Source organism: Streptomyces sp. NBC_01341, from assembly GCF_035946055.1.
In the GTDB taxonomy this organism is placed as follows: Bacteria; Actinomycetota; Actinomycetes; order Streptomycetales; family Streptomycetaceae; genus Streptomyces.
The window spans coordinates 5030474-5055628 of record NZ_CP108364.1 but is presented as its reverse complement, the minus strand read 5'-3'; the positions used below and the strand labels follow the sequence as shown (position 1 = coordinate 5055628).

The following is a 25155-nucleotide window of genomic DNA, read 5'->3' as shown; positions in this document are numbered from 1 at the left end:
TGGTGACTTGCGCACGCTGGTTCACTCACAGACCAGCGGTGCGAGTCGAGCCCAGCGCCTCGAAGGGCGGGGTGATGGCTAGAGGATGCCTCCTTGACCTCCTCGTCGATCGATCGGATATGTCCGTCCGATTAGTGATCACTGATGCGATATGAGACCGGATCGAGCTGGCGATACCCGACCGATCCGGTCTGCGGTCGACGATGCGCCGACCACCGTCGAACCTTGGAGGCCATCGCGTGGAAGTACCGCACCGGCTCGTCGCGGCGAGACCTGCAAGACGACCATCGACGAGATCAAAACCCACCTGGGCGGTCCCCGCTTCGTCCTGCGCTCCCAGCATCCGGTCGGGGCCGAGCAGGAGATCTTCGCGTTCCTCCTCGTGCACCACGCCCTGCGCGACCTCATGCACCAGGCCGCCCAGCACGAGAGAGAGGACCCGGACCGGATGTCCTTCACCCGCACCTTGCGCGTCGTCCGCCGGCAGACCTCCAGCCAGGTGGGACTTTCCCCCCACCCGGCTCACCCGGGCGCTCACGCAGACCCTGCATGAAATCACCGAACGTCTCCTGGAACCACGACGGTTACGGTCCAACCCGCGAGTGATCAAACGCAAAATGTCCAACTGGGCGCTCAAACGCACCGAACACAACAATCCGCCTCGCCCGGACACCCCAGTCGTCGTCCTTGCTAAGCCCACCAAAACATCCCCAACCCCACGGACGAAGCCCTAAAGCACCGGTATTGCATCTAGGCGCGGAAACCCGAAAACGAGCAATAGCGGGAGGGTCAGAAGAACGTCGTCAGCTCGACGCGCTTGTCCTGCGAATTGAACTTGAGTCCGATCGTGAAGGTCCGGTACCGACCGTCCTCCACCTTGACATCAACCAGTGCTGTGTAAAGCAGGTTCCCGTACTCGTTGAGGCGCAGGTTATACAGGTAACCCTGTGCTACCAGTCTGCTGACTGCGGCCTCCAATGCGGGCTGGCTCAAGGTGAGCAGGCCGGCCTGCTCCAAAGAGTCACGGTGCTTGCCGTCCTGGAGGTACCCATAGCGAGCCGGCGTCATCCAGATGTCGGGGGCTTCCAGGTGTGCGGCATCAGGGCTGAGTGCGGTGAGCGCTGAACGGTTGTCTTCACGGTTCCGGCCGGTGAGTTGGCTGTTTATGCGATAGCCAAGGAACGGCAGGAACAGCTCGTGGAGCACGGGCCTAGGCGTAAAGCCGAGCGCCTCAAACGGCAGCCCTGCGCCGTTGGGCGTCTCGCCGGGTTCGGCCACGCCTTCCAGCATCATGTCGCCCACGCGAAGGCCAGAATTCGCCAGGGATCGGCCCAGGATCTCCTTGAGGACGCTGCGGTCAGTGCAGTCGGCGTGCCCGACGTAGGCGGGGTGCTCTGCGGCGCTGGAGATGAGCGTGCTGGCCTGCTCCTTGGACAGGTTCGTGACGTACACGCAGTACACCTGAGATGGGTGGATGACCGTGAACGGCTGGTGGTAGACGACGTCCCTGTCCATGACCGCCTGCACTTCATCGCGGGTGCCGTAGAGGATGTCGCCGCGCAGGATGGAGTTGACGGGGACTCCTTTTCGCGGTCGCGGCAAACCCGCTATCCACGCCTCCGCCACGTCAATGCCGTAGAAGCCGTTGGAGCTCAAGGAGGCCACAGCGGAGTCGAAGAGGAGAGCGATCTCTTTGCGGCGGTGATCCGGCACCAGCGCCTTAGCGAGGCTGCTGTAGGCGATGCCAAACTCGTCCAGGGTTTGGGTGAGCTTGAGGTGATCGGCACGCATGATGCGGTTCAACGCCCCGTCGGTCAGGTCAAACATGTCCCGCATCGCATCGAGGACGACGTTGTTGTGGGTCGTGACCGAGTGGATGTTGAATGGTTCGGCCAGCAGCTCGTCCCATGTCACCGGGCCATCGGTGGCCATCGGCGCCTCCTCGTGTAGGGGTCGCCGCAAGATGGGCGAACTAGAGAGACTAAGCGGCGAAGTACGCGCGTACCCCTCCAATTTCCACCGCCACGCCCAATAGCCAGCCACAACCGGTCAGTTTTCGCCAGCTTGGTCGCGCCTCCGGCAGCATCCCACGAAGGAAGGCTGCGTTTCGGTCTCAATGGAGAGGCTGGCCTTCTCGGCCTCGGCCTGGTCATGCGGTTCCAACAAGAAGGCGACTTCACTCGCACCCGCCCCGTCATGCTGGCACCCGAGTGGGTGGTGAGCACCTTCGACGATCCGCTCGCCGATACGCGTGAACGCGCTCAGCTCTTCGGTCGAGGCGGCAGTTCGAAGATGTTGCCCTCCGCTTGGTGCTCGGTCCGAAGCAGCTGATTGTCGTGGTAGAGCGAGGCGACGACCGTAATCGCGGCGGTCAGTTGCCGGTTGAGCTCGGTGATCTCCTTCTTGGCCGCAGCGAGCTGACGGCGGAGGTCGTTGCTGTCGGCGTCTCGGCGGGCCTCGCCAGGAGTGAGGCTGCCGTGGGTGTCTATATGAGTGTCCCAGTCGGCCAGCACCGCCTTCGCGCGGAACATCGTGGCTGGGCTGACGCCCGCTTCCAGGGCGAGGTTGTTCTTCGTGAGCCGGCCGTCGCTGTGCTGCGGCTTGCCCGACACGAGCCGGTCCATGGCCGCGCGGAGCTTGTGCTCGGCCTTGGCCGAGACTCTCGCGTCGCTCATCGTCCGGCCTTCCGCAAAACGGCCCGTGCCTCGTCCCGCTGTTGTTCGAGGGCCGCGCGGTGGCCGGAGGCCAGGCGACGGGTGTCCAGGAGCTTGGTGAGAGACCGTTCTTCGCTGTCCCAGATCTCGACGTGTTGGGGGCCGATCATGCTGTTGCCGCACCGGTCTGGGCGACAGCGGTCCGGCAGGGGTCCGGTGTGTCCGGGCGGGATCACGGCGTTCTCCAGACAAACGGCGCCAGCCGGGTTGGCGGCGTCGAACAAACAGTTGTTCAAGGTGCCGAAGCGGATGGAGACGCGGGCCTGCCGCAGCAGCGCGTGCTCGACCGTCGCGTCACCGTCCTGGGCCGCGACGGACTCGCGGATCTTGTCGAAGGTCCGGGTCAGCTGCTCAGCGCCGGGGCCGAAGCCGATCGGTTCGTTCTCCTTGTGGACGTCGAAAAGATCCCGCAGGCCCCGGAAGCGGGCGGCTTCGATCGCCCCTTCGAGGTGTTTGGCCCAGGATGCCGCAGAGGCTGCATAGCCCTGGGTAGTGCGGTTGGCCAAGGCCCGTGAGGCAACGTGTTTCAGCTGGATGCCCAGGGCGATCTCGGACCCAGGGAACTGGTCGGTCAGCATACTCATGGTCCTGCGGAACATGTGTGGGGCGACCCGCTCGGGTGGGATGGGCTCCAGCCCGTTGACTGCGGTTCTGGCGTTCACGTGCTCGACGAACGCCTTGATCCCCGCGGCGGCAGTGAACCTTTCCGCGTTCCTGATCTGGCCGTTGAGTCCAGTGAACAGTCGCTCGGAGTGCGGGGTGATCGCCTCGGCCAGAGCCAGCGCTCGGGCGACCGGCTCGATGATCCACCAGTGCTTGCGCGGAAAGTCCTCCTCGTCCTTGACCTCTGCCGAGACCACGGCCGGCGCCCCGAAGTGCTTGACCACCGAGCCCTTGAGAACCTCCTGGACTTCCGAGTCGCGCATCATGCTCAACGCGGTGACGAAGATGTAGCAGGCGACCCGGAGCATCTGGATCTCCCGCGCCAGGCCGCGGAGATCGATCCCCCAGCTCCAGCCGCCCAAGGTGCCATCAGCGCGTTCGACCTGGGTGTACTCACTCAGCAGGCTCGCCGTCGCACACTGCCCGCGGTCCACCGCCTCCTGGACAATCGGGCGGAGGGCCCGGATGTTGCTGAAGACGTGCGCCCGCGCGTCGATGCCGATCAGCAGGGACAGCAGATTCCAGTAGACCGTGCCTGCATCCGTGATCCGGGACGGCTTCGACTCGTGGTGCATCGGGACGGAGCTCCCCGGCGTGGCCAGCCAGGCTCGCAGTCGCTTCTCCGCCCCCACCGACGAGTTCACCGCTTCTGTCTGAAGTTGTCGGTAGCGCTCCTCGGCTCGCAGGATGTCCGGGGCGAACTTGTTGATGTAGGTCCAGGCGGCTCGGATTAGCGGGAACCACACCTGCGGCGGAATGACCGGGGTCGACAACCTTCCGCGACCGTCCGATGTGGAACCCGCGACCGCCCGCGCGGACATTCCCGGCCAGGGATCGCAGGTCAGTCCGCCGTCGGTCAGCAGCGGGCCGCAACGCTCAAGCTCACGGATTAACTTGACGTGACTCACCACGGTGCTGAGGCTCAGCTCCTCCCGCAGCTCGGCCACACGAACGTGCAACTGGTGCTCCGGCCAGGCCCCCAAGTCGTGCGGCAGTCTCCGCTCCGTCGCCCATGCCTCCAGACCCCGCAAAGCGCTGAGCATCTTGATGGCCGTCCGCGCCTTGACCGGCCGCCGGGGTGCGGGGATGCCCGCAGCCATCATCCTGGGATGCCGCGGATTCAACGCGATCATGGCCAGCTCGCGCGCCCGGAGATTCCAGAGGCCACTAAAGCCGTTGAACTTCATCTTCCAATCAGCCGGGTGCAAGTTGGCCGGGCGCCGCAGCGCCCCGTTGAGATTCCACTCGTCGTGCTGTCCAAAGACGGGACTGATCGCGCCCGGCAGGAGAGGGTGCGAGCCCAGAACGGGCTCGTCGATGCCAAAGGCCGTTGTGACCAGTGAGCTGGGGACGGTGCGGTTCATGCATCAAACTCCGCTCGTGCAGCAAGGGGAAGGTGCAAGGTGGCGGTGCCGTCAGCGATGTGCCGACGGGCCGCTGCGATGTCGGCCTCCGTCCGGTCAGCGAGGACCGCCGCCAGGTTGGCGGCGGTCTGCTCCCAGAGGGTGTGGAAGTGGATCGGGCTCAGTCGGGTGCGCAACCGGTCCAGGTGGTCGGCGAACAGCAGCAGCTGGGGCAGGTGGGAGGGGAGAATCCAGGCATTGCGGCATTCCAGGCAGCGCAACGGTGCGACCGAGCAGAGATCACCGGAGCGGGAGAAGGGCGAGTCGAACGGATCACGGCAGCTAGTCACCCCCATCTCCAGAGCCCCGCTTCGCAAGTCCTCGACCTGCCCAGCACTCAGTCCGAGTTCACCAAACGCTGGTGAATCCGCCTGGTGGAGAGCCGCCTCGGCCGTGGTGTCCACGACGACCGGGCCCGCGATGGCTTTTTCAAACCACGATTGTTGAGCGGCCGTGATCACCTGTCCGGAGATCACCCGCAGTGTGGTGCCCTGCGCATAGTGGCCGCGGAACGTCTCCTCGTGGTGGTCGTCTGCGATGTCCGCGATGCGGCCACCGAAGGCGACGGCCTTCTCCACCTTCGTCGACTTCCTCAGCCGGCGGATGTCGGCCGGGCCCTCCAGTTCGAGCCCCACCGCCTTCACCCAGTCCTGAAACAGCCGCAGTCGCCCCTGGCTGACGGTGAACTCCCACGTGCTCGTCGGCAGCGTCCCCTGCAAGAACAGCGGCGCGGGACGCTTTCCATACAGATCACGCAGCGGCGCGGTCACGTCCATCAGCCGCCGGACGATCTCCGACACTTCCAGGCGAGGCCGGTCCGCGTACTCGTGAACGTGCTCAACCTCAGTCGCCCTGTCGACCCGGCTGAAGGCCCTGCGGTGAATCCTGCGGGCCCGGTTCTTCGTCATGGTCAGCCGGACGCCGCCTGCGGTGAACTCCACCGACTCATCAGACAGACCTGTTACCTCCTCCGGGGCATGGCCTGTCGCGGCCACCAAGAGCACCCGGAAGGCATGCAGGTCTCGACCGTTGGGATAGAGCTGATGCAGCAGGCCGCGGACCAGGAAGTAGCAGCGCATTCCACTGCTCGATCCAGTGACCTTGACGTACTCCGGGATGAGCGCCCGCAGCTCCGGCGACAAGGGGAACACAACTTTCGCGGCCATCTCCCGGGGTGAGACAGCCTGATGAGATAGGGCCCAGAGAAGGTCAGGCATACGGGACCAGCCGCGTTCCGCAGGATGGCCCCCGGCAGCGACCATCGCCCAACCGGCTTCCAGCCGCTTACTGAGCCGGCTGACGTCTTCCCATGCGGCCCTGACCAGCGCGGCCTTGTCCTTGCGGGAGTACTCGTCCAGCTCGTTCGAGGCGCCCCAGGACAGCCCGTGCTGGTCTGCGGCCACCCGTCCCAGCCTCTCAGCGACCTCCCGGTCCGAATGCCGCTGACGCCGGCTGATCAGAATGCGGAGATTCGCCGCAAGCGACGCTGGACGCGTCGACCCCTGAGGCCACCGGGCCGGCAGCGAGTATTCCCAGGCCAGCAGCACCTCAGCCAGATCCGGGTCCGCTCCGCCCAAAGACGCCGTCGGAGCCCGCCCTGGCAGATGCGCGTCAACGAACTCGCAAAAGAGGGTGATGCTCTGGCGGTGGAAGATGGCCGTGCCCGTCCGGCGAGCAGCCACCTCGACATATTCCGCCCACTCGTCCGCCAGCTCCTGCGCCAGCAGTTGGCAGGCGAAGCGCGACGGGTCGAACCGCAGAACGCTCTTCTTCCCATTGGCTTCCAGCGTGACCACCTGCCGCACCCCGATCCGCGCCGGACCAAGGGCAGGGTCGTCGTGCCGGAAGTCCCGGCTTCGCTCACCGCGGCGTGGCATGACCGGCTTCCTCAACATCCATGGTCCGCAGGGCGATGTCCGCGTAAGTGTCCCCATCGCTCGCCGCCCACTGGGCGAACACGGCGTCAACGTAGGCCATCGGGTCTTCCAGGTAGCGCAAGTACTCGTAGGTCGTGGCTGGGCTCGCATGACCGAGTCTGCGGCTGACAATCAGTAGCGGATTGAAGGCAATATGCTCGGCGAGCGTCGCCATGCCCGCCCGGACTACCGACCGCTCGCGCTCGGCCGCCCGCCGCATCAAGAAGTCCAAAAGCCGCAGGGCAAACGTGTGCCTCAGATCGTGGAATCGATAGCGTTTCAGGGGGATTTGAGGGGCCAGAACGTCGTCCCGGACAGTCGTCATCCGGTCCCATGCCTGGCAGCGGATTCGGTCCCACGACGATGAGGTGAGCATCAGGCTGCCGTGTCCGATGAACACCGCCAGAGGCTCAAGCCCGGCCGGTCCCTCGTGGACTGTGACCCGCCGCAGCCTCGGCGACATCGCCGACCAGGTAAATTGCCGTTCCCTGCCCTGCCAGCACCCCCTCAGTCGGCCGCGCGCGTAGTCGATCTCGCTGACCACGAGCAGCTCGCGATGGCGCCTTTCAAGCGTGCGGACCAGGCCCTCGGCCATCTCCGGCCGCTCGATCAGCAAGAACCGGTCCACCGAGGTCAGCGCGTCGCGCGGGACAAAGACGGTGCGGTGCTTCTTGTATTTCGCGCATGCTTGGAGGTCGAATTGCACGACCTCTCCGGCCCGCCGCATCCCGACCGCGAGCTCCGGCAGCAGCACCGTCGACCACTCCTGTGGTCGCATCCCGGTCATCAGCCCCAGGTCCGCAGCTGCTCGGCTGCGGTTCGGCGCCCAGCCGCGAAAGGACCGATCGACCTCGCCACCCAGCGTCTGCCCGCCCAACCCGATGTCCCGGAAAAACACATACTGCCCTAGCGACAGGTGCCGGATGTCCATGTCCCGGCTCAACCCGCTGGACAGCGGGTTCGAGGAGCCGACCGCCCGCAGCGGTGACGTGCGCCGCAGCCCCCGGCCGACCATCCAGTCCAGCAGTGTGTTGATCACCGACGCTTCTCGGTCCCAGGCCGTTCCGCCCACCGGCACATCCTGCAACTCGATCCGCGACCGCCGGTAGGCCACCAGATCGGACTCGGCCGCAGTCCCCAGCTCGCGGCCTCGCTCGGCCAGAAACTCCATCAGCCGCAGCACGATGTACGCGTAGTGCCGCAGCGTGTTCTCCGGATCACGCCCCAGGTAGGCCAGGTACCGAAACCAGGAACAGGCCGGCTCCACCGGCCGCATCTGCCCGTCCACGATCACGGGCAGACGATCCGGCAGAGCCCGGAAGTCCAGCCGTCGTACAGCCTCCGCGCCCACCCCGCTGTACAACTCTGGCCGTTCCTGTACACGGGCCCGGCTGACGAAGAACAGATCCACTTACCCCTCCGACTGAGAGAACCCAACACCGTCAGAGGTAACGAGGAAGCTCGCACACAGTGTTGGGCGGCCCCTGCAGGGCCGCCCTCAATGAGAGCGTCTGAAACTATCGGGAGAAGAAGTGGGTGAGAAGCAGGAGGGGAACACGGGTGATGTCCAGGTCGCGCAGGCACCCGTCGACAAGGCGTGGTTCGGGGCCGGCGTCGACGACCACCCCCGAACCCTCCCCCGTGGCGAGCACCATGGCGTCGCCCTGTCCGACGTCGCACAGGGCGAAAGCCCAGCCGGGAGGCGGCCAGCCCGTCATGAGCCGGGTGAGTGGCACCGGTCTCCATACCGCCAGGACGAGCAGAAGCGCGGCAGTCGAGCAGAGCCACGGGTGACGGGCCAGACGGTGGGCGGAGAGCAGCAGCACGACGGTGAGGACGGCCAGCAGGGCGGCACCGCGCCAGCCACCGGGCCAGTCCGCCTCCGCCCCAGGAAGGGCCGCCCCGGTACGGGCCACGTACGCGACCCAGCTGACGGGCCAGCCCGCAACCGTGGCCAGTCCCACGGCCGCCGGCATCCACAGGGGGGCCGCGGCGAGTGAGGCGAAACCGAGGACCGTCGCAGGCGCCACCGCGAACTCGGCCAGCAGATTGCAGGGGATCGCCACCAGGCTGACCCGTGAGGCGAGGACCACGACCACGGGCGCACAGACCGCTTGGGCGGCTCCGGCGGCCGCCAGCATCTCGGCCGGCCGGGCCGGGACCCCGCGTCGTTGCAGCGCACCGCTCCACCGCGGGGCCAGCGTGAGCAGCGCCCCGGTGGCGAGCACGGAGAGCAGGAATCCGTAACTGCGGGACAGCCACGGGTCGTACAGCACCAGGAGCAGAACGGCCGCGGCGAGTGCGGGAATCAGCGATCTGCGCCGTCCCGTTCCGATCGCGAGCAGGGTGATCAGACCGCACGCCGCCGCGCGCAGGACACTCGGTTCGGGGCGGCAGACGATCACGAAGGCAAGCGCGATGGTCCCGCCGAGGACGGCAGTCATGCGCAGCGAGATCCCCAGCCTGGGTGCCAGTCCGCGACGTTCGCTGCGCAGGGCCGTGCCCGGTGGCCCGATGAGGAGGAAAAGCAACACGGACAGGTTGGCACCGGAAACCGCGAGCAGGTGGGTGAGGTCGGTGGCCTTGAAGGCGTCGTGCAGGTCGGGCGGGACACGGGAGGTGTCTCCGACCACCAGCCCGGGCAGCAGAGCACGGGCGTCGGGGCCGAGCCCGTCGGTGGCCTCCCGGAGGCCGGAGCGCAGTCGCCCCGCACCACGTTGGAGGAAAGTCGGTCCGGCACTCGTCCTCGGTGGCTCGTCCGCGTCGATACCGAGAACGGCTGCGATGCGTTCACCCTCGTGACGCGGTGGTGCGAGGCGCCCGCTGACGCGGAGCCGGGTCGAGGGCAGCAATTGCCGCCAGTTCGCGACCGCCCGACCGGGAGCGACCATGACGAGAACCGGGGTACGGAGTGCGGTGACCCGCCCGTCGGGAGCCGTCAGCCGGGTGACCTCGGCGTCGATGAGAAGGGATACGGGCGTGCTGTGATCACCCTGGACACGGGGGCGGGTCTGTCGCGGGTCGGACGTCAGGGTCACGTCGGCCTCGACGCTCGCATACACCTGCGCCAGCCCCGGGACGGGCCCGCTGCGGGAATCCGCTCCGTGCAGCCCTCCCGCAGCCGTGCCGGCGGCGGCGCACAGGAGCATCCCGGCAGCGGCGGTGGCACGCGGCGTGGCGCGCCGCACCCACCCCGCGGGGCCCGTCGGCTGCCGGGGTGTGTCGGAGTGCGCGGCCCGCCGCGGGATTACCCGCGGAGGCGCCCCCTCGGAGTGCGCCGTCCACCGCGAACTCGCCCGCAGGGGCCACCCGTCGGCGGGCCCTCCCGCGGTTCGGGACCGGGCGGTTCGGGACCGGGCGAGGAGGCACACGCCCGCGCAGGCGCAGAGAACGGCTCCCACCGCCGCCCAACGGCCGGGCGCGCCGAGAGCCACCGCTGCCGCTCCCCACGCCGCCAGCGCGGGAGGCACCAGCCGGAGATCGGCCGGAGCTTCCTGCTGCGGGTGGGCGGCTCCCAGCCGAGATCCCGATTCCCCGTGCACATCGGTGCTGTTCACGGCGTGACCAGTGCCCGTAGATCCGCGAACCGGCGATCGCCGATCCCGTTCACCTCACGGAGCTCGTCGACGGAGCGGTAGCCGCCGTGCGCGGTCCGGTAGTCGATGATGTGCTGGGCGAGAACGGGACCCACCCCCGGCAGGGTCTCGAGCTGCTCGACGGTGGCCGCGCCGAGACTCAGCGGCGTCACCGGTCCGGTGCGCCCGGGCCCTGCCCCCGTGCCTCCGTCCGGTGCAGGCTGTGCGGCAGGCAGCCCCACCGCGACCTGCTCGCCGTCCGTCAGAACGCGCGCTCGGTTGAGTCCCGTGACATCCGCTCCTTCACGGACGCCTCCCGCGGCCCGCAGCGCGTCCGCGACACGGGAACCGACCGGCAGGTACTGGATCCCGGGATGGCGCACCTTCCCGCTCACGTCGACGACGATGCGTCCTCCGGGAGTCGGGCCGGCCGACGACCCGGCGGTCAGGGGCGAGGGATAGCCGGGCCCGGGAGCGCCAGGCGTGCCCGCCTGGACGGCTGCGGCCTCGGCCACCCGTTCGGGAGCACGAACGGTCTCGGGCCGAGCGGACCAGAAATGGGTCGCCGCAAGGATCAGGGCGCCGGCGAGGACGACCGCCACCGCTGCGAGCGCACGCGGTTCAAGACCGCATCGGAGCTGCAACCACAGAGGGAGGCGGTCCCGCAGTGCGGGTCCGGCCTCCCGCCACCACCGTGCCCGCGCTGCGGAGGCACGGGGCACTTCCTGGTCAGGTGGTCGGAGCGGGCCCGCAACGGCCGGAGCGGACAGCCCAGCGGGCTCCGGGCAAGTTCCACGGCCCGGCGGGCGGAGCAGCCGCCCGGCCACGGGCGGCGCAGTCGTCGCACCGCGCACCGGACGCGCCTCCGGGACCATGCGAGGGCTTGCGCCGGGCGTCGCACACCACCGGGCAGCCGAAGCCGAAGCCGCAGTCGAAGCCGTCGCTGTGCTGCCGGGCCCCGGTCGCGCCGCCGGCACGGCGGGCGTCGGCGGGCCCCCGGTGGAAGCGGCCGGCTCGTCCTGGTCAGCAGCCCAGGACGGTGCCGCGCGAGCCCGCCCGGGCGCGACAGGGGGCGCGACATCCACGCTCGCTCCCGCATTCGTCGGCAGGGGGCGCTCGCCCGCCATCAGCGCGTCCGCCCGTAGCCGCGAGGCCGCCGCGGCCTCGGCGTCGAATCCGCGCGCGAGGCGCCTCCGCCCGTGCCGGGCTCCGTAAGCGGTTCCCGGCGAGGTGCCGGCCGCGCCGCCCGGGCGGACACCGGATCTGTGCCGGGCACGCCCGGTGGGGCCGGTCCCGCGCACCGGACGCCGATCAGCGCGGTGCGTGTTCGCGCCGGCACGCTGGGAGGGATGCGCGTGTACCTGTCCGGTCCGGTCGTGAGCGATGCGCGGCGCGTCGCTGGATTGCCGCTGCGGGACGGCCGGAAGGCCGGGCGTCGGGAGTGATCGGTAGCTCATGCCGCACGACGCTAGACACTTCTGCCGGAATGCGCCGACGCGCCCGATATCCGGTGGATAACTCACCGGTTGTGCATATCTTCGCCACCCGCAGGGATGGAATTCAGCGCGGAGAGACGACAGCGCCCAGCAGTCCGGGCCCGGTGTGCGCTCCGATGACCGCGCCGACTTCGCTGACGTACAACTCGACCAGTCCGGGCACCCGGCCCCGCAGTCGCTCCGCGAGCCGTTCGGCTCCTTCCGGCGCGGCCAGATGATGCACGGCGATGTCCACCGCGCCCGAACCGGCCTGCTGCGCGACGATCTCCTCGAGCCGGGCGATCGCCCTGGAAGCGGTCCGCACCTTCTCGAGCAGTTCGATACGGCCGCCGTCCAGCCGGAGGAGCGGCTTGACCGCGAGCGCGGATCCCAACAGCGCTTGAGCGGCGCCTATACGACCGCCCCGGCGCAGGTAGTCCAGCGTGTCGACGTAGAAGTAGGCGGACGTGTCCGCAGCCCGCTTCTCGGCTGCGGCGACCGCCTCTTCCGGACCGCCCCCCGCTTCCGCGGCCTCGGCGGCAGCGAGCGCGCAGAACCCCAGGGCCATGGCCACCATGCCCGTATCGACGACACGCACGGGCACGGGTGCGTCCTTCGCCGCCAGCAGCGCGGCGTCGTACGTCCCGGAGAGCTCGGCCGACAGGTGGAGGGAGATCACGTCGGTGGCGCCGGCGTCCGCCACGGCGCGGTAGGTCGCGGCGAAGACCTCGGGACTGGGCCGCGACGTGGTCACGGAGTGGCGTTTCTGCAGGGCCAGAGCCAGCGACCGGGCCGAGATCTCCGTGCCCTCCTCCAGTGCTTGATCACCCAGGACCACGGTGAGCGGCACCGCGATGATGCCGTGCCGTTCCATCGTCCGGCGTGGCAAGTAGGCCGTTGAATCGGTGACGATAGCGACATGGCGGGACATGAGCCGGAGATTACCTTCCAGGGCGGGGGCGCGGCAGCCCGGGACCGATCTACTGATCATTTCCGCTCGCCCTGCAAACATTCATCCGTCGAACTCGGACACGCGTCGACCAGCCCGGACACACACGGTCAACGTCGCCGCCCATGTACATGCAGGTTCCTCACGGGCCCTCAGCGGGGCGCGACCGCGCGACCGGTCACCCGGCTTTCCGCCGGTTCAGTTCGTCGTCTCCGGCTTGGCCGACTTCTGCCACGGGTAGCCGGTATCCGAGCGAGGATCCGGAGAGGTGATCGCCTGCGGTGACGGCTCGTCCGCCGGAGCGGTCCAGTGGTGCCCGGCAACGTCACCGCCCTGTGTCTGCGGTTCCTCGGTCGTCCAGTGCCGCAGGGCGCCGGCCTCCACGTCGATCTGTGCGTTCAGCGCGGCCAGGTCGTCGTCGGCGAACTGCCTGGCCCGGTCACGCGCCGCCCAGCGCAGCGATTCCGCCGAGTGCGTGATGCGCTCGGTGCGCTCCTTGAGGCCCGGGAGCAGGGAGGCCACGGTCGCCCGGTCGGGCTCGCGCTCCAGCCGCTTGAGGTCGTGATCGAGCTCGCGCCCATGGGCACTCAGCCGGTGGAACAGGTTCAGCGACTCCGAGAGGGAGGCGTCCTCCGCCGCTCCGGCGTTCAGCGCCTCCTGCGTGGCCCTCATCGACGTCCGCAGAGCGAGCCTCAGCTGTGCGAGCTCTCCCGGTACCCCCGGCTGCCCGTAGCTCTTCGCCCGCAGTGCGGTGTCCTCGACGGAGCGGCGCGCCTGCGTGATCGTCCGGTCCACGCCCCGCTTGGCGGCCCGCACCGCCTTCACACCGGCGTACACACCGAGCGCCACGAACGCGACGAACAGCAACGTCAGGATCAGGATCGCGGCTTCCATGGACGCCCCTCGGTTGTCGGTTCGGCTGCCGGTTGCGGCCCGCCCCTCCACCGTAAACGGAACGGGCAGGCCGAGGGTTCCGGAGGAACCCCCAACCTGCCCGTAGGGGAAAGCCCTGGCCGCGGGGAAAGTACAGGCCGGGGCACCCCTGGCCGTACGGAAAGCCCGGGCGTGCCCCGACGGACTTCCCGGGTCACTTCTGCGGCTCGCCCCACAGGACACGGAGCGCCCCACAGGAGACGGGGCGGTCCGCAGGACGCCCCTATGCGGGGACGATGTTGACCAGCTTCGGCGCCCGGACGATCACCTTGCGGATCCCGGCCCCGCCCAGGGCGGCGACCACGTTCTCGTCGGCCAGGGCCAGCGCCTCCAGTTCCTCGTCCGTGATCGACGGGGAGATCTCCAGGCGCGCCCTGACCTTGCCCTTGACCTGTACCACGCAGGTGACGGTCTCGTCGACGACGTAGGCGGGGTCGGCGACCGGGAAGTCCTGGTGCACGACGGACTCGGTGTGGCCCAGCCGGCGCCACAGCTCTTCCGCCACGTGCGGCGCCAGCGGTGCCACCAGCAGCACCAGTCGCTCGGCGACCGACCGCGACAGCGGAGCGCCCGTCTTCGTCAGGTGGTTGTTCAGCTCGGTGACCTTGGCGATCGCGGTGTTGAAGCGCATCCCCGCCATGTCGTGACCGACACCGTCGATGGCCTTGTGCAGTGCCCGCAGCGTGTCCTCGCCGGGTTCCGCGTCGACGACGGTGACCTCACCGGTCTCCTCGTCGACGATGTTGCGCCACAGACGCTGCAGCAGCCTGTACTGGCCGACGACCGCCCGGGTGTCCCACGGGCGCGAGACGTCCAGGGGCCCCATGGCCATCTCGTACAGGCGCAGGGTGTCCGCGCCGTACTCTCCGCAGATCTCGTCGGGCGTCACCGCGTTCTTCAGCGACTTGCCCATCTTGCCCAGGACGCGGCTGACCTTCTCGTCGCCGTGGAAGTACGCCCCGTCCCGCTCCTCGACCTCGGCGGCCGGGACCGCGATACCGCGGCTGTCCCGGTAGACGAAAGCCTGGATCATGCCCTGGTTGTACAGCTTGTGGAACGGCTCGGCGGACGAGATGTGCCCCAGGTCGTGCAGGACCTTGGACCAGAACCGGGCGTACAGCAGGTGCAGAACGGCATGCTCGGCGCCACCGACGTACAGGTCGACACCGCCGGTCGGCAGGCCGTCGCGCGGCCCCATCCAATACTGCTCGATCGCCGGGTCGACCAGTCGCTGGTCGTTGTTCGGGTCCAGGTAGCGCAGCTCGTACCAGCAGGAACCGGCCCAGTTGGGCATGGTGTTGGTCTCGCGGCGGTAACGTCGCGGGCCGGCGCCGTCGCCCAGGTCCAGCGTGACGTTGACCCAGTCGGCGTTGCGGGACAGCGGGGTCTCGGGCTGGGTGTCGGCGTCCTCCGGGTCGAAGGTGCGCGGCGAGTAGTCCTCGACCTCGGGCAGTTCCAGCGGCAGCATCGACTCGGGCAGCGGGTGGGCGATGCCCTCCTCGTCGTAGACGATCGGGAAGGGCTCACCCCAGTAACGCTGACGGCTGAACAGCCAGTCGCGCAGCCTGAAGTTGACCGTGCCCTCGCCGACCCCGTGTGTCCGCAGCCACTCGGTGATCTTCGCCTTGGCCTCGACGACACCCAGGCCGTCGAGCGAGATCTCGCCGTTCGCGGAGTTGACCAGCTTCGCCTCGTACGAGGAGAACGCGTCCTCCCACGTGGAGGGGTCCAGTCCGCGGTCGTCCGACGGCTCGACGACGCAGCGCATCGGCAGCTCGAAGGCGCGCGCGAAGGCGAAGTCGCGCGCGTCGTGCGCCGGTACCGCCATGATCGCGCCGGTGCCGTAGCCCATCAGGACGTAGTCGGCGATGAAGACCGGCACCTTGTCGCCGCTGACGGGGTTGGTCGCGTACGTCCCGGTGAAGACACCGGTCTTGTCCTTGGCCTCCGCCTGGCGCTCCACATCGGACTTGGCCGCGGCCTGCTTGCGGTACGCGGTGACCGCCTCGGCCGGGTTCGCGTGGCCGCCGGTCCACACCGGGTGCGTTCCCTCGGGCCAGGCGGCGGGGATGATCCGCTCGACCAGCTCGTGCTCCGGCGCCAGCACCATGTAGGTGGCACCGAACAGCGTGTCCTGCCGGGTGGTGAAGACGGTGATGTCGCCGGCACCGTCGACGGGGAAGTCGACGCGCGCCCCCTCGGACCGGCCGATCCAGTTGCGCTGCTGCAGCTTGATGGCCTCGGGCCAGTCCAGGCCGTCCAGGTCGTCCAGCAGCCGGTCCGCGTACGCGGTGATCCGCATGTTCCACTGGCGCAGCTTCGCCTTGAACACCGGGAAGTTGCCCCGCTCGGACCGGCCGTCGGCCGTCACCTCTTCGTTGGCCAGCACGGTGCCCAGACCCGGCGACCAGTTGACGGGAGCGTCCGAGGCGTAGGCCAGGCGGTACTGCCCCAGGACGTCGGCACGCTCGGCGGCGGTCAGCGCACCCCATGCGCGGCCGTCCGGCAGCGGGCGCTCACCGTTCTCGAACTGGGCGACCAGGTCGGCGATCGGGCGGGCACGGTCGGCCTCGGTGTCGTACCAGGAGTTGAAGATCTGCAGGAAGATCCACTGGGTCCACTTGTAGTACTCGGCGTCGATCGTCGCGAAGGAGCGGCGCTTGTCGTGGCCCAGGCCCAGCCGTCGCAGCTGGACCTTCATGTTCTCCATGTTGGCCTCGGTGGAGGCCCGCGGGTGCGTGCCCGTCTGTACGGCGTACTGCTCGGCCGGCAGACCGAACGCGTCGAAGCCCAGGGTGTGCAGGACGTTGTGCCCGGTCATCCGCTGGTGGCGGGCGTAGACGTCGGTGGCGATGTACCCCAGCGGGTGGCCGACGTGCAGACCGGCGCCCGAGGGGTACGGGAACATGTCCATGATGAAGCGCTTCGGCTTCGCCGCCAGCCCGGAGCCGTCCGACAGGTCACCGGTCGGGTTGGGCGCCTCGTACGTCCCCTCGGCGTCCCAGAAGTCCTGCCAGCGTGCCTCGATGTCGGCGGCCATCGCTGCCGTGTAGCGGTGCGGCGCGGCCGCCTCGGCCGCGGAATTCGTCTCGCTCATGATCCTCAAAGCTCCATCGATCGTCATCTGCCGGCGCCCACCGTCTACGGACACACGTCTACGGAAACGAAAAATCCCCTCGCACAGGAGGGGACGCCGCGCCGAGTCCGACCAGGCGTTCTCACCGGTCGGGAGTGGTCAGCGCGGCTCGCTGAGCAGAAGGCATACGGCACGCATGGCGTCAGGGTACCGCACGGGCCCGGAGCCCGGCCCGGCAGTTACCCGGCGAACGCCTCACTCAGGACCCGCCCCGACCGCGAACCCTGGGCACATGATGGGCACGAACCCTCCGCAGGACCTACACAGTCCGGGGGTTACTCCGCGTACTGCCCCCTATCGGGGCAACACTTCAAACCTCGTACCGGCCAGTATGCGGCGACCTAGCATGCGGCAACGGGACCGCTTTGCCGAACCATTCGGAGTCGCCCCCATGAAGCCTCATCGCAGGATCCGCTCGTCCCCCTCCATGAGTCCGAGTCCAGGTATGAGCCGCCAGACACAGGGCGGAATGACCGTCGCGGCGCTGGTCCTCATTCCGCTGCTCGCCGTCGCCGGGAGCGACGGCATGCGCACCGCGTTCGACTTCACCACCGGCGTCCTGACGCTGGTGTTGCTCACCGCGGCCGTCGCATGGGGCCTGCTGGCCACCGACCGGCTGTTCCTCTCGACCCGCCAGCGGCTCGTCTGCCAGGGCATCCACCGGGCCGCCGCCGTCAGCTCGCTCGGCCTCCTCCTGCTGCACGGCACGGTGAAGGTCGCCCTCGGGCACGTCGGTCTGCTGGGTGCCCTCATACCCTTCGGCACGGGTGTCGGCGGCACCGCCGGTCTGATCGGCTTCGGCTCGTTGGCCGGACTGCTCATGATCGTCACCGCTGCCACCGGCGCCATGCGCAGCGCGTTCGCGACACCCGGCAAGATCGCCGGCCGCTGGCGCGCGCTGCACGCACTGGCATACCCGGCATGGTGCTCCGCCCTGGTACACGGTCTGTACGCGGGTCGGCAGCCGGCGACCTGGGTCGTCGTGATGTACATGCTCTGCCTCCTCGCTGTGGCGGCCGCGCTCTGTCTGCGGCTGCTCCCCGGCCCGGCCAGGAGGCTGATCGTCGAGCTGGTCACCGACCTGATCGGCTCGGCGGGGCCGCCGTCGGCATCCGACCCGGTCGTCCGCTCCTCGCCGCTCCCCGGTGCGGAACACGCGCCGCCGCAGCCACGCCGGGGTCTGCCGCCGGACGCTCCCGGCTGGGGTGACGACGACCGCGGCGTACGCGGCACCCCGGTCCGCCCCCGGACACTGGCGGCACCGTCGTCTCCGCCCCTCGACGCACCCGGGTTCGGGTACGGGTCCGCGGCGTACGGCCAGGCACCGTTCGAGCAGACTCCCTACGCGCAGCCCCCGTACGAGCAGCCGCGTTACGAGGCTCCGTCCTACGAGGCGCCGTACGAGGCCCCGCCTCGCGTCTCCGACCGGCTCGGGCCGGCACCGGGGGCGTCCACCGGAACGCGGCCGGGCATCTCGGCGGCGTACCGGGCGGTCTCCCGGGCGTCCGCCGCCTCGCAGGAGGGAACGGACGCCCGCTGGCCCGCCCCCTCCCCCGCTCTCCCGGCTCAGGCACCCACGCCCGCGCAGACCGCTTATCCGGCCACCGCATCCGACCAGGAGACCGAGCAACTGCCCGGGCCGCTCTACCCGCCCCCGGCCGGGGCACCCTGGCACGCACCCGCAGGAGAACGACCTTGAACGTCCCCCTCCCCGATGTACCCGAGGTCCGCGTCGTCGGCCTCCCCCAGCTGACCACCGGCTTCGACCTGGTGGAACGCCTCGATCTCGCCATGCACCTGAAGGTGCACGGCCCGCTCGAACCGATGACGGGCGAGCGACTCGCCGAGCTGGCCGAGGCCATCTCCCTGCGCGGCCGGGGCGGCGCGGGATTCCCGTTCGGTAAGAAGCTCCGCGCGGTGGCGAAGGCGTCCATACGGCGCGGGGTGAGGCCCGTCGTCGTGATCAACGGCAGCGAGGGCGAACCCGCCTGCCGCAAGGACACCGTGCTGCTCAACCGTGCTCCGCACCTCATCCTGGACGGCGCACTGCTCGCCGCCGAGGCACTCGGTGCCCGCACGCTGGTCGTGGCCGTCACCCGCAACTCCACGGAGATATCCGTCCGGGCCGCCCTGGCCGAACGCGGTCTGTCCGACAAGCGCGGCCAGCACCTGCGAGCCCGCGTCGTGCGCACCCCCGAGCGCATGGTCTCCGGGGAGGCGTCCGCCGTCATCCGGGCCGTGAACGGCGGTCCCGCACTGCCTCCGGGGCGCCGCGAGCGCGCGGCCGAGTCGGGCGTCGCCGGCGCACCGACACTGCTGTCGAACGCGGAGACGTACGCCCAGCTCGCGGTTGCCGCGCGTATCGGTTCCCGCCGCTACGGGCACACGGGCCTGCACGACGAACCGGGCACGGTCCTGCTCACCGTCTCCGGGGCCGTGGCGACCCCGATGGTCATCGAGGTGCCCACCGGGGTACCCCTGCGGTACGTCCTGCAGCTCGCGGGAGCCCCGCCCCTGCCGCAGGGGGTCCTCACCGGCGGCTATCACGGCAACTGGATCGACGCCATCGCCTCGCACGATGCCGTGGTCTCCAGAGCCTCCCTGGCGGCGGCGGGCGGAGCACTCGGCGCCGGGGCCATCCTGCCGATCGGCCCCGACACCTGTCCGATCGGCGAGTCTCTCCGGATCGCCAACTGGCTGGCCGCCGAAACAGCCGGCCAGTGCGGGCCCTGCAAGCTGGGACTGCCGGCGGCGGCGGGCGGCCTCTCGGACGTGCTGAACGGCGGCGGGCCGGCGGCGCTGGAGGCACTGCGCGAGGTGACCCAGGCCGTGAAGGGCCGCGGGGCCTGCAAGCACCCGGACGGCTCGGCCCGCTTCCTGTCGTCCACCCTCTCCGCCTTCACGGACGACCTCGCCGCACACGTTCTGGACGGTGGCTGCGGACGCGAGACGCTGGGCGTGCTCCCGCTGCCCGCCGCTGGATACGAGGACCTGGAGGAGTCCATCCCGAGCGGGGAGAAGCTCGCCGTGGACTGGACGCTCTGCCAGGGACACGGGCTCTGCGCGGACATCGTCCCCGAGCTGATCAGACTGGGGCCCGACGGCTATCCCGCACTCGCGGACGCCGCCGTTCCGATGCACCTGCGGGGCCGGGCCCAGCGAGCGGTACGGCGCTGCCCGGCACTGGCTCTGCGCATGGAACAGGCACCCGCCGAACGCCCCGCACTGCCCAGCGCCCAGCGCAAGGCACTGGGCAGCGGCCGGGGCTGACCACCCCGACGAGAGAGGACCCGAACAACGAGAAGCGGGTCACCCGATGTGGATGACCCGCTTCTTCTCTGTGGAGCTAAGGAGAATTGAACTCCTGACCTCCTGCATGCCATGCAGGCGCTCTACCAACTGAGCTATAGCCCCGTGTTGTTTGCCGCCCGGTTTCCCTGGCGACATCGAGAACATTACACGGTCCCCCCGGCCCATCAAAAATCGTTTCCACCTGGGCTCGGCCCGACCGGCAGCCGGCCCCCGGCGTACGGTTCGTACGGCTCCGGCCGCCCCCGTCAGGCGGTCGCGAAGGAGTAGAACCGCTTGAGAGTGCAGTGCTCCTCAAGGAGCCGTCCGTAGATCGGCTCCCCTTCGAGCTCTCGGTACGTCTCGATGGCGTCGCCTTTTATGATCAGCGCCCGCGCGCACTCCTCGCACCAGTACTGGAACTCCGCGTTGACGGGGTCCATGTCCCTGACGATGGGCGTGCCGCTGCCGCACCAGTCACACTTCCGCCTGTGTGCACCCATCCGGTCAGCTCCGACTGTGGCCGCAGGCCGTGCACGCGAAGGAGTTCTCTCGCGGAACGGCGTAGCCGCCGTCCGCGGTGGGGCCATGGGTCGCGGTGAGGGCAAGCGGCGGGTCGGGGACCCGTACGCGGCTCGCAGGCATCGCGCTCCCTCCCGATCGGTCCGTCGCCCCCTCCGGCGCTCCGATTCTGCCATGGCCCCGCAAGGGGGTCAGCCCGACGACGGCCCCGTCACCCGCCTTTGGCCTGAAGGAACGGCACCGCGCGGGCCGACACGTCGCCGGGACAGGGGCCCGGGCACCCTGTCGCCCCTTGTGCCCGGCGGGGCAGGGCAGTTGGGGAGGCGCCCGCGCGAGTCGCCCTTCCCGTCCCCAACAGGGGGCGAAAAAAGATCCCGTCCCCTGTTGGGGACGGGATCTTGACTGTGGAGCTAAGGAGAATTGAACTCCTGACCTCCTGCATGCCATGCAGGCGCTCTACCAACTGAGCTATAGCCCCGCTGTCCGCTGTGTTTCCCTGCGTTTCCGCGCTGCGAACAAGAAGAACTTTAGCCTGCGACAAGCCGGAAAGCGAAATCCGGTCCCGACCGGCGGTGGAAGGGCCTCGCGGCACCCGTCAGTCGTCGTCCCCGAGCACCGGTTCGGGAAGCGTCCCGGCGTTGTGCTCGAGCAGGCGCCAGCCGCGGGCGCCCTCGCCCAGAACGGACCAGCAGCAGTTCGACAGCCCGCCGAGCCCTTCCCAGTGATGGGACTCGAGACCGAGCAGACGGCCGATGGTCGTCCGGATCGTGCCGCCGTGACTCACGACGACGAGCGTCCCCGCGTCCGGCAGCTTGCCGGCGTGTTCCAGGACGACCGGGGCGGCCCTGTCGGCCACCTCGGTCTCCAGCTCGCCACCGCCCCGGCGCACGGGCTCGCCGCGCTTCCACGCGGCGTACTGCTCGCCGAACTGCTCGACGATCTCCTCGTGCGTGAGCCCTTGCCAGGCACCCGCGTACGTCTCGCGCAGGGCGGAGTCATGCGCGACGGCCAGGCCCGTGACCGAGGCGAGCTCGGCGGCCGTGGCCGCTGCCCGGTTCAGGTCGGACGCCACGATCGCGTCCGGCCCCAGCGAGGCGAGCAGCCGGGCGGCCCGACGGGCCTGCCCGACGCCGGCCTCGGTCAGCTCGATGTCCGTGGACCCCTGGAAGCGCCGCTCCAGGTTCCACGCCGTCTGGCCGTGGCGCCAGAGGACGATCCTGCGGCCTCTGCCGCTGCTGCTGCCGTTCAGCTCTGCTCACCTTCCGTGCCGCCGTTGAGCTGGGCGTGCTCCTCGGCCTTGCCCCGGGTCTTGACCGCGTCCTCCGGAAGGGCGATCTCGGGGCAGTCCTTCCACAGTCGCTCGAGCGCGTAGAACACGCGCTCCTCGCTGTGCTGGACGTGGATCACGATGTCGACGTAGTCGAGCAGGATCCAGCGGGCGTCGCGGTCGCCCTCGCGGCGCACCGGCTTGGCGCCGAGCTCCTTCTGCAGCCGCTCCTCGATCTCGTCGACGATCGACTTGACCTGGCGGTCGTTGGGAGCCGAGGCCACGAGGAAGGCGTCGGTGATCGACAGGACGTCGCTGACGTCGTAGGCGATGATGTCGTGCGCGAGCCGGTCGGCCGCCGCCTGGGCGGCGGCGGTGATGAGCTCGATGGAGCGGTCCGTGGCGGTCACATGCAGGCTTTCGTCGGCGGTCAGATCAACCTCTAGGGTCTCACGGACCGCCGACAGCCCTTACGACGTCTGCTTCGGGATCTCGTAGTCCTGACCGAGGACCACGGTCACGTCCGCGTTGGCGGCGGGCTTGCCCTTCTCGGCGGCGCTTTCCGGCAGCCCGAGTGTCTTCGCGACCTCGACCGCCTTCGCCTTGTCCTCCGCGGCCCCGTAGACCACTGCGGAAGAGGCCACCGTGTCCGCCCTGCCGCCGTCGACGAAGGCGTAGCCGCCGTTGACCAGCTGGACCCGGGCGCTCTCGGTACCGCGGGTGCTGCCAGTGGCGTTCTTGATCCCCACGCGCACCGCCGCGTCCTGGTCCGGAGCCTTCACCTTGCCGCCCAGAACGTCCTTGACGACGCTCTCGGTGGCACTGTCGGTGAGGGTGCCGTCGTTCTGGACCGGAAGCAGTTCCGTCTTGTAGTCACCGACCTTGGCGTGGCCGGCGAGCTTCGCGAGCGAGGCACCGAGGTCCTGCTCCGGCAGGGACGGATCGAGGATCTGCGCGAGCGTCTCGATGGTGACGGTCGCCGCCTTGGGGTCCTCCGAGAGCTTGCGGAGCACGCCGCGCATGACCTGCCCGAAGCGCATGAGCTGGTTGGCCTCGGGCTCACCCGGCCCCTGGTAGGTGGCGTACGCGACGGCCGTCTGACCGCTCAGCGTCTGGCCCTCGCCCTTGCGTACCAGCGGTGAAGCGCCCTTCTCGGCGGCGGGCACGGCTGTGTCGGTGTCGACCTCGATGTTGCCGACGAGCTCGACGAGGTTCTCGAGGTAGGGCGTGTCGAGCCGCCAGGTGCCGCTGATGCTGGTGCCGAGCAATGTGTCGATCGCTTCGCGGGTTCCGCTGGAGCCGTCGTCGTCGACGGACTTCCCCAGGGTGGTGGTGGAACCGTCGTCCCCGGCCACCGCGAGGGAGTTGGGCAGAAGGACGGTGGTGCCCTGCTTGGTGGTGACGTTGTCGACGAGCAGCGCCGTGGAGGTGCCGCCCTTCTTGGTGTTGTGCAGGTGGACGACTATGACGTCCCTCTTCTGCGGGCCGGCGGCCGCGGCACTCTGCTCGTCCTTGCCCGCGACACCCGGGATCTTTCCGGCGAACCAGAGGTAGCCGGCTCCGCCTACGACCACGAGTGCCACGACGACTATCAGCGCGACCATCCGGTTGTGCCCGCGCCGCCGTGCCTCCTCGCGCCGCTCGCTCCTGCTCTCGGTGAATTTCAGCCAGTCGATGACGTCTTCGGAGTTCTCGTCCGGCTCCTCGATGAAGGAGAACTGCTCCGTGCGGTAGTCGCCGTCGGCGCGGCGCTGCCCGGGCACACCGGGACCTGCCTGCGGCTCGGGCTCGCGCCGCTCGTCCGGCGGCGGAGCTGCGACGGGGGCGGGGGCGGGCGCCGGGGCGGCGGGGGCCGGGACGGGGGCGGCGGCCCACTGCTGGGTGGAGTCGTCCACGACGGGCTGCGTGCCGGTGCCGTAGCCGTGACCGGCGTAGCCCTCGTCGTACCCGTACCCCTGCTGGGCCTGCTGTCCCTGCTGCTGCGCGTGCTGGGCCGCGTACGGGTCGTACTGCTGCGTTCCGGCGTACGGGTCGTAGCCGTAGCCCTGCGGGGACTGTCCGTCCTGCGAGGACTGTCCGTCCTGCGGGGTCTGCTGGGTCTGCTGTTGCGTGTACGGGTCGTACTGCTGCTGCCCCTGCTGCTGGTAGACCGGCTGCCCGTACTCGTCGTAGCCGATGATCTGCGGCTGCTGCTGGTAGTACGGGTCGTACGGGTTCTGGCGGTCGGTCACAGGTGCCCCTCTCCGTGGCTCATTCGCCGCGGTACAGCTGGCGCTTGTCGATGTAGCGGACGACACCGTCCGGCACCAGGTACCAGACCGGCTCCCCTTGCGCGACCCTCGCCCGGCAGTCCGTGGACGAGATCGCCAGTGCGGGCACCTCCACCAGCGAGACACCGCCCTCGGGCAGTCCGTCGTCGGTCAGCACGTGACCCGGCCGGGTCACACCGATGAAGTGGGAGAGCGAGAACAGCTCCTCGGCGTCCCGCCAGGTGAGGATCTGGGACAGGGCGTCGGCGCCGGTGATGAAGAACAGGTCCGCGTCACCGTGGGCCGTGCACAGATCCCGCAGCGTATCGATCGTGTAGGTCGGACCGCCACGGTCGATGTCGCTGCGGCTCACCGAGAACTGCGGGTTGGACGCGGTGGCGATGACCGTCATGAGATAGCGGTCCTCGGCCGGGGACACCTGCTTGTGGCTTTTCTGCCACGGCTGCCCCGTCGGCACGAAGACGACCTCGTCCAGGTCGAAATGGGCGGCCACTTCGCTGGCAGCCACGAGGTGGCCGTGATGGATCGGGTCGAACGTCCCGCCCATCACGCCGAGTCGGCGCTTGCCGCGTCCGGTAGGCACTTTCTGCTCTCCCATGCGTGCAGACCCTACTGGCACAGCTGTTCGCCCTCCGCCTCAGCGGTCCCGGTTGAAGCGGGTGGTGACCCAGAGCAGGAGCAGCAGCACGAAGAGCGCGCCGCCACCGGTGAGGTACGGGCTGAGGCTTTCGTGGTTGCCACCCTGCTCACCTTCGGCGGCGAGGTTGACCAGCTGGTGCGCGGTGCTCGTGAGGCTCATCTTCTGCAGGACCTATCCATCGGGGATCTGGAGGGAGACGTCGCGCACATCGTATGCGGGCGCCGCGGGCACGCTCACGCCGACTCAGTCGTTGTTGTCGTCGTTGCGGTATCCGCGCAGCAGGAACCAGCCGAGCAGAGCGGCTCCCACGAGCGAGACGAGGAGTACGACGCGGAGCGTGTCGCCCGGCCCCTGGTCCTCGGACACGGCGGCGAGCAGTACTGCGATGTGCGGCATTCCGGGCG

General features: G+C 69.4%; 18 protein-coding genes, 2 tRNA genes and 2 pseudogenes. 3 read left to right on the top strand and 19 right to left on the bottom strand.

All coding sequences use genetic code 11. From position 1 onward, the window contains the following. Positions 1–161: 161 nt before the first annotated feature. Positions 162–276, top strand: a pseudogene (locus tag OG206_RS22175) (IS5/IS1182 family transposase); the annotation flags it as partial. Positions 277–789: 513 nt separating this feature from the next. On the opposite strand, the gene OG206_RS22170 reads toward OG206_RS22175, so the two are convergent. The 10 genes and pseudogenes from OG206_RS22170 to leuS form a co-directional block, all read right to left on the bottom strand. Beyond that, positions 790–1932, bottom strand: a complete 1143-nt coding sequence (locus OG206_RS22170; protein WP_327118758.1) for a hypothetical protein — start codon at positions 1930–1932, stop codon at positions 790–792. Positions 1933–2261: 329 nt separating this feature from the next. Beyond that, entirely contained in the window at positions 2262–2675 is a 414-nt protein-coding gene (locus OG206_RS22165) for a hypothetical protein (protein WP_327118756.1), read from the bottom strand. Next, entirely contained in the window at positions 2672–4741 is a 2070-nt protein-coding gene (locus OG206_RS22160; protein ID WP_327118754.1) for an integrase, read from the bottom strand. The genes OG206_RS22165 and OG206_RS22160 overlap by 4 nt, the downstream gene beginning before the upstream one ends. Then, the gene (locus tag OG206_RS22155) at positions 4738–6657 is read right to left on the bottom strand and encodes a hypothetical protein (protein ID WP_327118752.1); all 1920 of its coding nucleotides are present in this window, start codon (positions 6655–6657) and stop codon (positions 4738–4740) included. The genes OG206_RS22160 and OG206_RS22155 overlap by 4 nt, the downstream gene beginning before the upstream one ends. Further along, positions 6641–8107: a hypothetical protein gene (locus OG206_RS22150; protein ID WP_327118750.1), complete on the bottom strand. Its 1467-nt coding sequence runs from the start codon at positions 8105–8107 to the stop codon at positions 6641–6643. The genes OG206_RS22155 and OG206_RS22150 overlap by 17 nt, the downstream gene beginning before the upstream one ends. A 118-nt stretch (positions 8108–8225) precedes the next feature. Further along, positions 8226–10253 (bottom strand): annotated as a pseudogene (locus tag OG206_RS22145) (ComEC/Rec2 family competence protein); the annotation flags it as partial. Further along, positions 10250–10873, bottom strand: coding sequence for a helix-hairpin-helix domain-containing protein (locus OG206_RS22140; protein WP_442805882.1), 624 nt, complete (start codon positions 10871–10873; stop codon positions 10250–10252). The gene OG206_RS22140 and the pseudogene OG206_RS22145, both read right to left, overlap by 4 nt. 958 nt (positions 10874–11831) lie before the next feature. Further along, the gene (locus OG206_RS22135) at positions 11832–12677 is read right to left on the bottom strand and encodes a DegV family protein (RefSeq protein WP_327118746.1); all 846 of its coding nucleotides are present in this window, start codon (positions 12675–12677) and stop codon (positions 11832–11834) included. Between the two features lie 216 nt (positions 12678–12893). Next, complete coding sequence (locus OG206_RS22130; RefSeq protein ID WP_327118744.1) at positions 12894–13589, bottom strand: hypothetical protein; 696 nt, start codon at positions 13587–13589, stop codon at positions 12894–12896. Positions 13590–13851: 262 nt separating this feature from the next. After that, entirely contained in the window at positions 13852–16725 is a 2874-nt protein-coding gene (gene leuS, locus OG206_RS22125) for a leucine--tRNA ligase (RefSeq protein ID WP_327118742.1), read from the bottom strand. Positions 16726–17209: 484 nt separating this feature from the next. On the opposite strand from leuS, the gene OG206_RS22120 reads away from it, so the two are divergent. After that, positions 17210–18463 (top strand): hypothetical protein, encoded by a 1254-nt coding sequence (locus tag OG206_RS22120; RefSeq protein WP_327118740.1) that lies wholly within the window; start codon positions 17210–17212, stop codon positions 18461–18463. Then, positions 18460–20034 (top strand): NADH-ubiquinone oxidoreductase-F iron-sulfur binding region domain-containing protein, encoded by a 1575-nt coding sequence (locus OG206_RS22115; RefSeq protein ID WP_327118738.1) that lies wholly within the window; start codon positions 18460–18462, stop codon positions 20032–20034. The genes OG206_RS22120 and OG206_RS22115 overlap by 4 nt, the downstream gene beginning before the upstream one ends. Positions 20035–20105: 71 nt before the next feature. Here the strand turns inward: OG206_RS22115 and OG206_RS22110 are convergent. From OG206_RS22110 to OG206_RS22070, 9 genes are all read right to left on the bottom strand, one after another. After that, positions 20106–20178 (bottom strand) — tRNA-Ala (locus tag OG206_RS22110). A gap of 143 nt (positions 20179–20321) precedes the next feature. Beyond that, positions 20322–20555: a hypothetical protein gene (locus OG206_RS22105; RefSeq protein ID WP_327118736.1), complete on the bottom strand. Its 234-nt coding sequence runs from the start codon at positions 20553–20555 to the stop codon at positions 20322–20324. A gap of 424 nt (positions 20556–20979) precedes the next feature. After that, a tRNA-Ala gene (locus OG206_RS22100) sits at positions 20980–21052 on the bottom strand. Positions 21053–21169: 117 nt separating this feature from the next. Continuing rightward, positions 21170–21823 carry a histidine phosphatase family protein gene (locus tag OG206_RS22095; RefSeq protein WP_327122359.1) on the bottom strand — a complete coding sequence of 218 codons (654 nt, stop codon included), beginning with the start codon at positions 21821–21823 and terminating at the stop codon, positions 21170–21172. Further along, complete coding sequence (rsfS, locus tag OG206_RS22090) at positions 21820–22251, bottom strand: ribosome silencing factor (protein WP_327118734.1); 432 nt, start codon at positions 22249–22251, stop codon at positions 21820–21822. Before rsfS ends, OG206_RS22095 begins: the two co-directional genes overlap by 4 nt. A 60-nt stretch (positions 22252–22311) precedes the next feature. After that, positions 22312–24072: an LCP family protein gene (locus OG206_RS22085; protein ID WP_327118732.1), complete on the bottom strand. Its 1761-nt coding sequence runs from the start codon at positions 24070–24072 to the stop codon at positions 22312–22314. A gap of 19 nt (positions 24073–24091) precedes the next feature. After that, the gene (gene nadD, locus OG206_RS22080) at positions 24092–24709 is read right to left on the bottom strand and encodes a nicotinate-nucleotide adenylyltransferase (RefSeq protein ID WP_327118729.1); all 618 of its coding nucleotides are present in this window, start codon (positions 24707–24709) and stop codon (positions 24092–24094) included. Positions 24710–24748: 39 nt separating this feature from the next. Next, positions 24749–24910 carry a hypothetical protein gene (locus OG206_RS22075; protein ID WP_327118727.1) on the bottom strand — a complete coding sequence of 54 codons (162 nt, stop codon included), beginning with the start codon at positions 24908–24910 and terminating at the stop codon, positions 24749–24751. Positions 24911–24994: 84 nt separating this feature from the next. Beyond that, positions 24995–25147 (bottom strand): hypothetical protein, encoded by a 153-nt coding sequence (locus tag OG206_RS22070; RefSeq protein WP_327118725.1) that lies wholly within the window; start codon positions 25145–25147, stop codon positions 24995–24997. Positions 25148–25155: the final 8 nt, after the last annotated feature.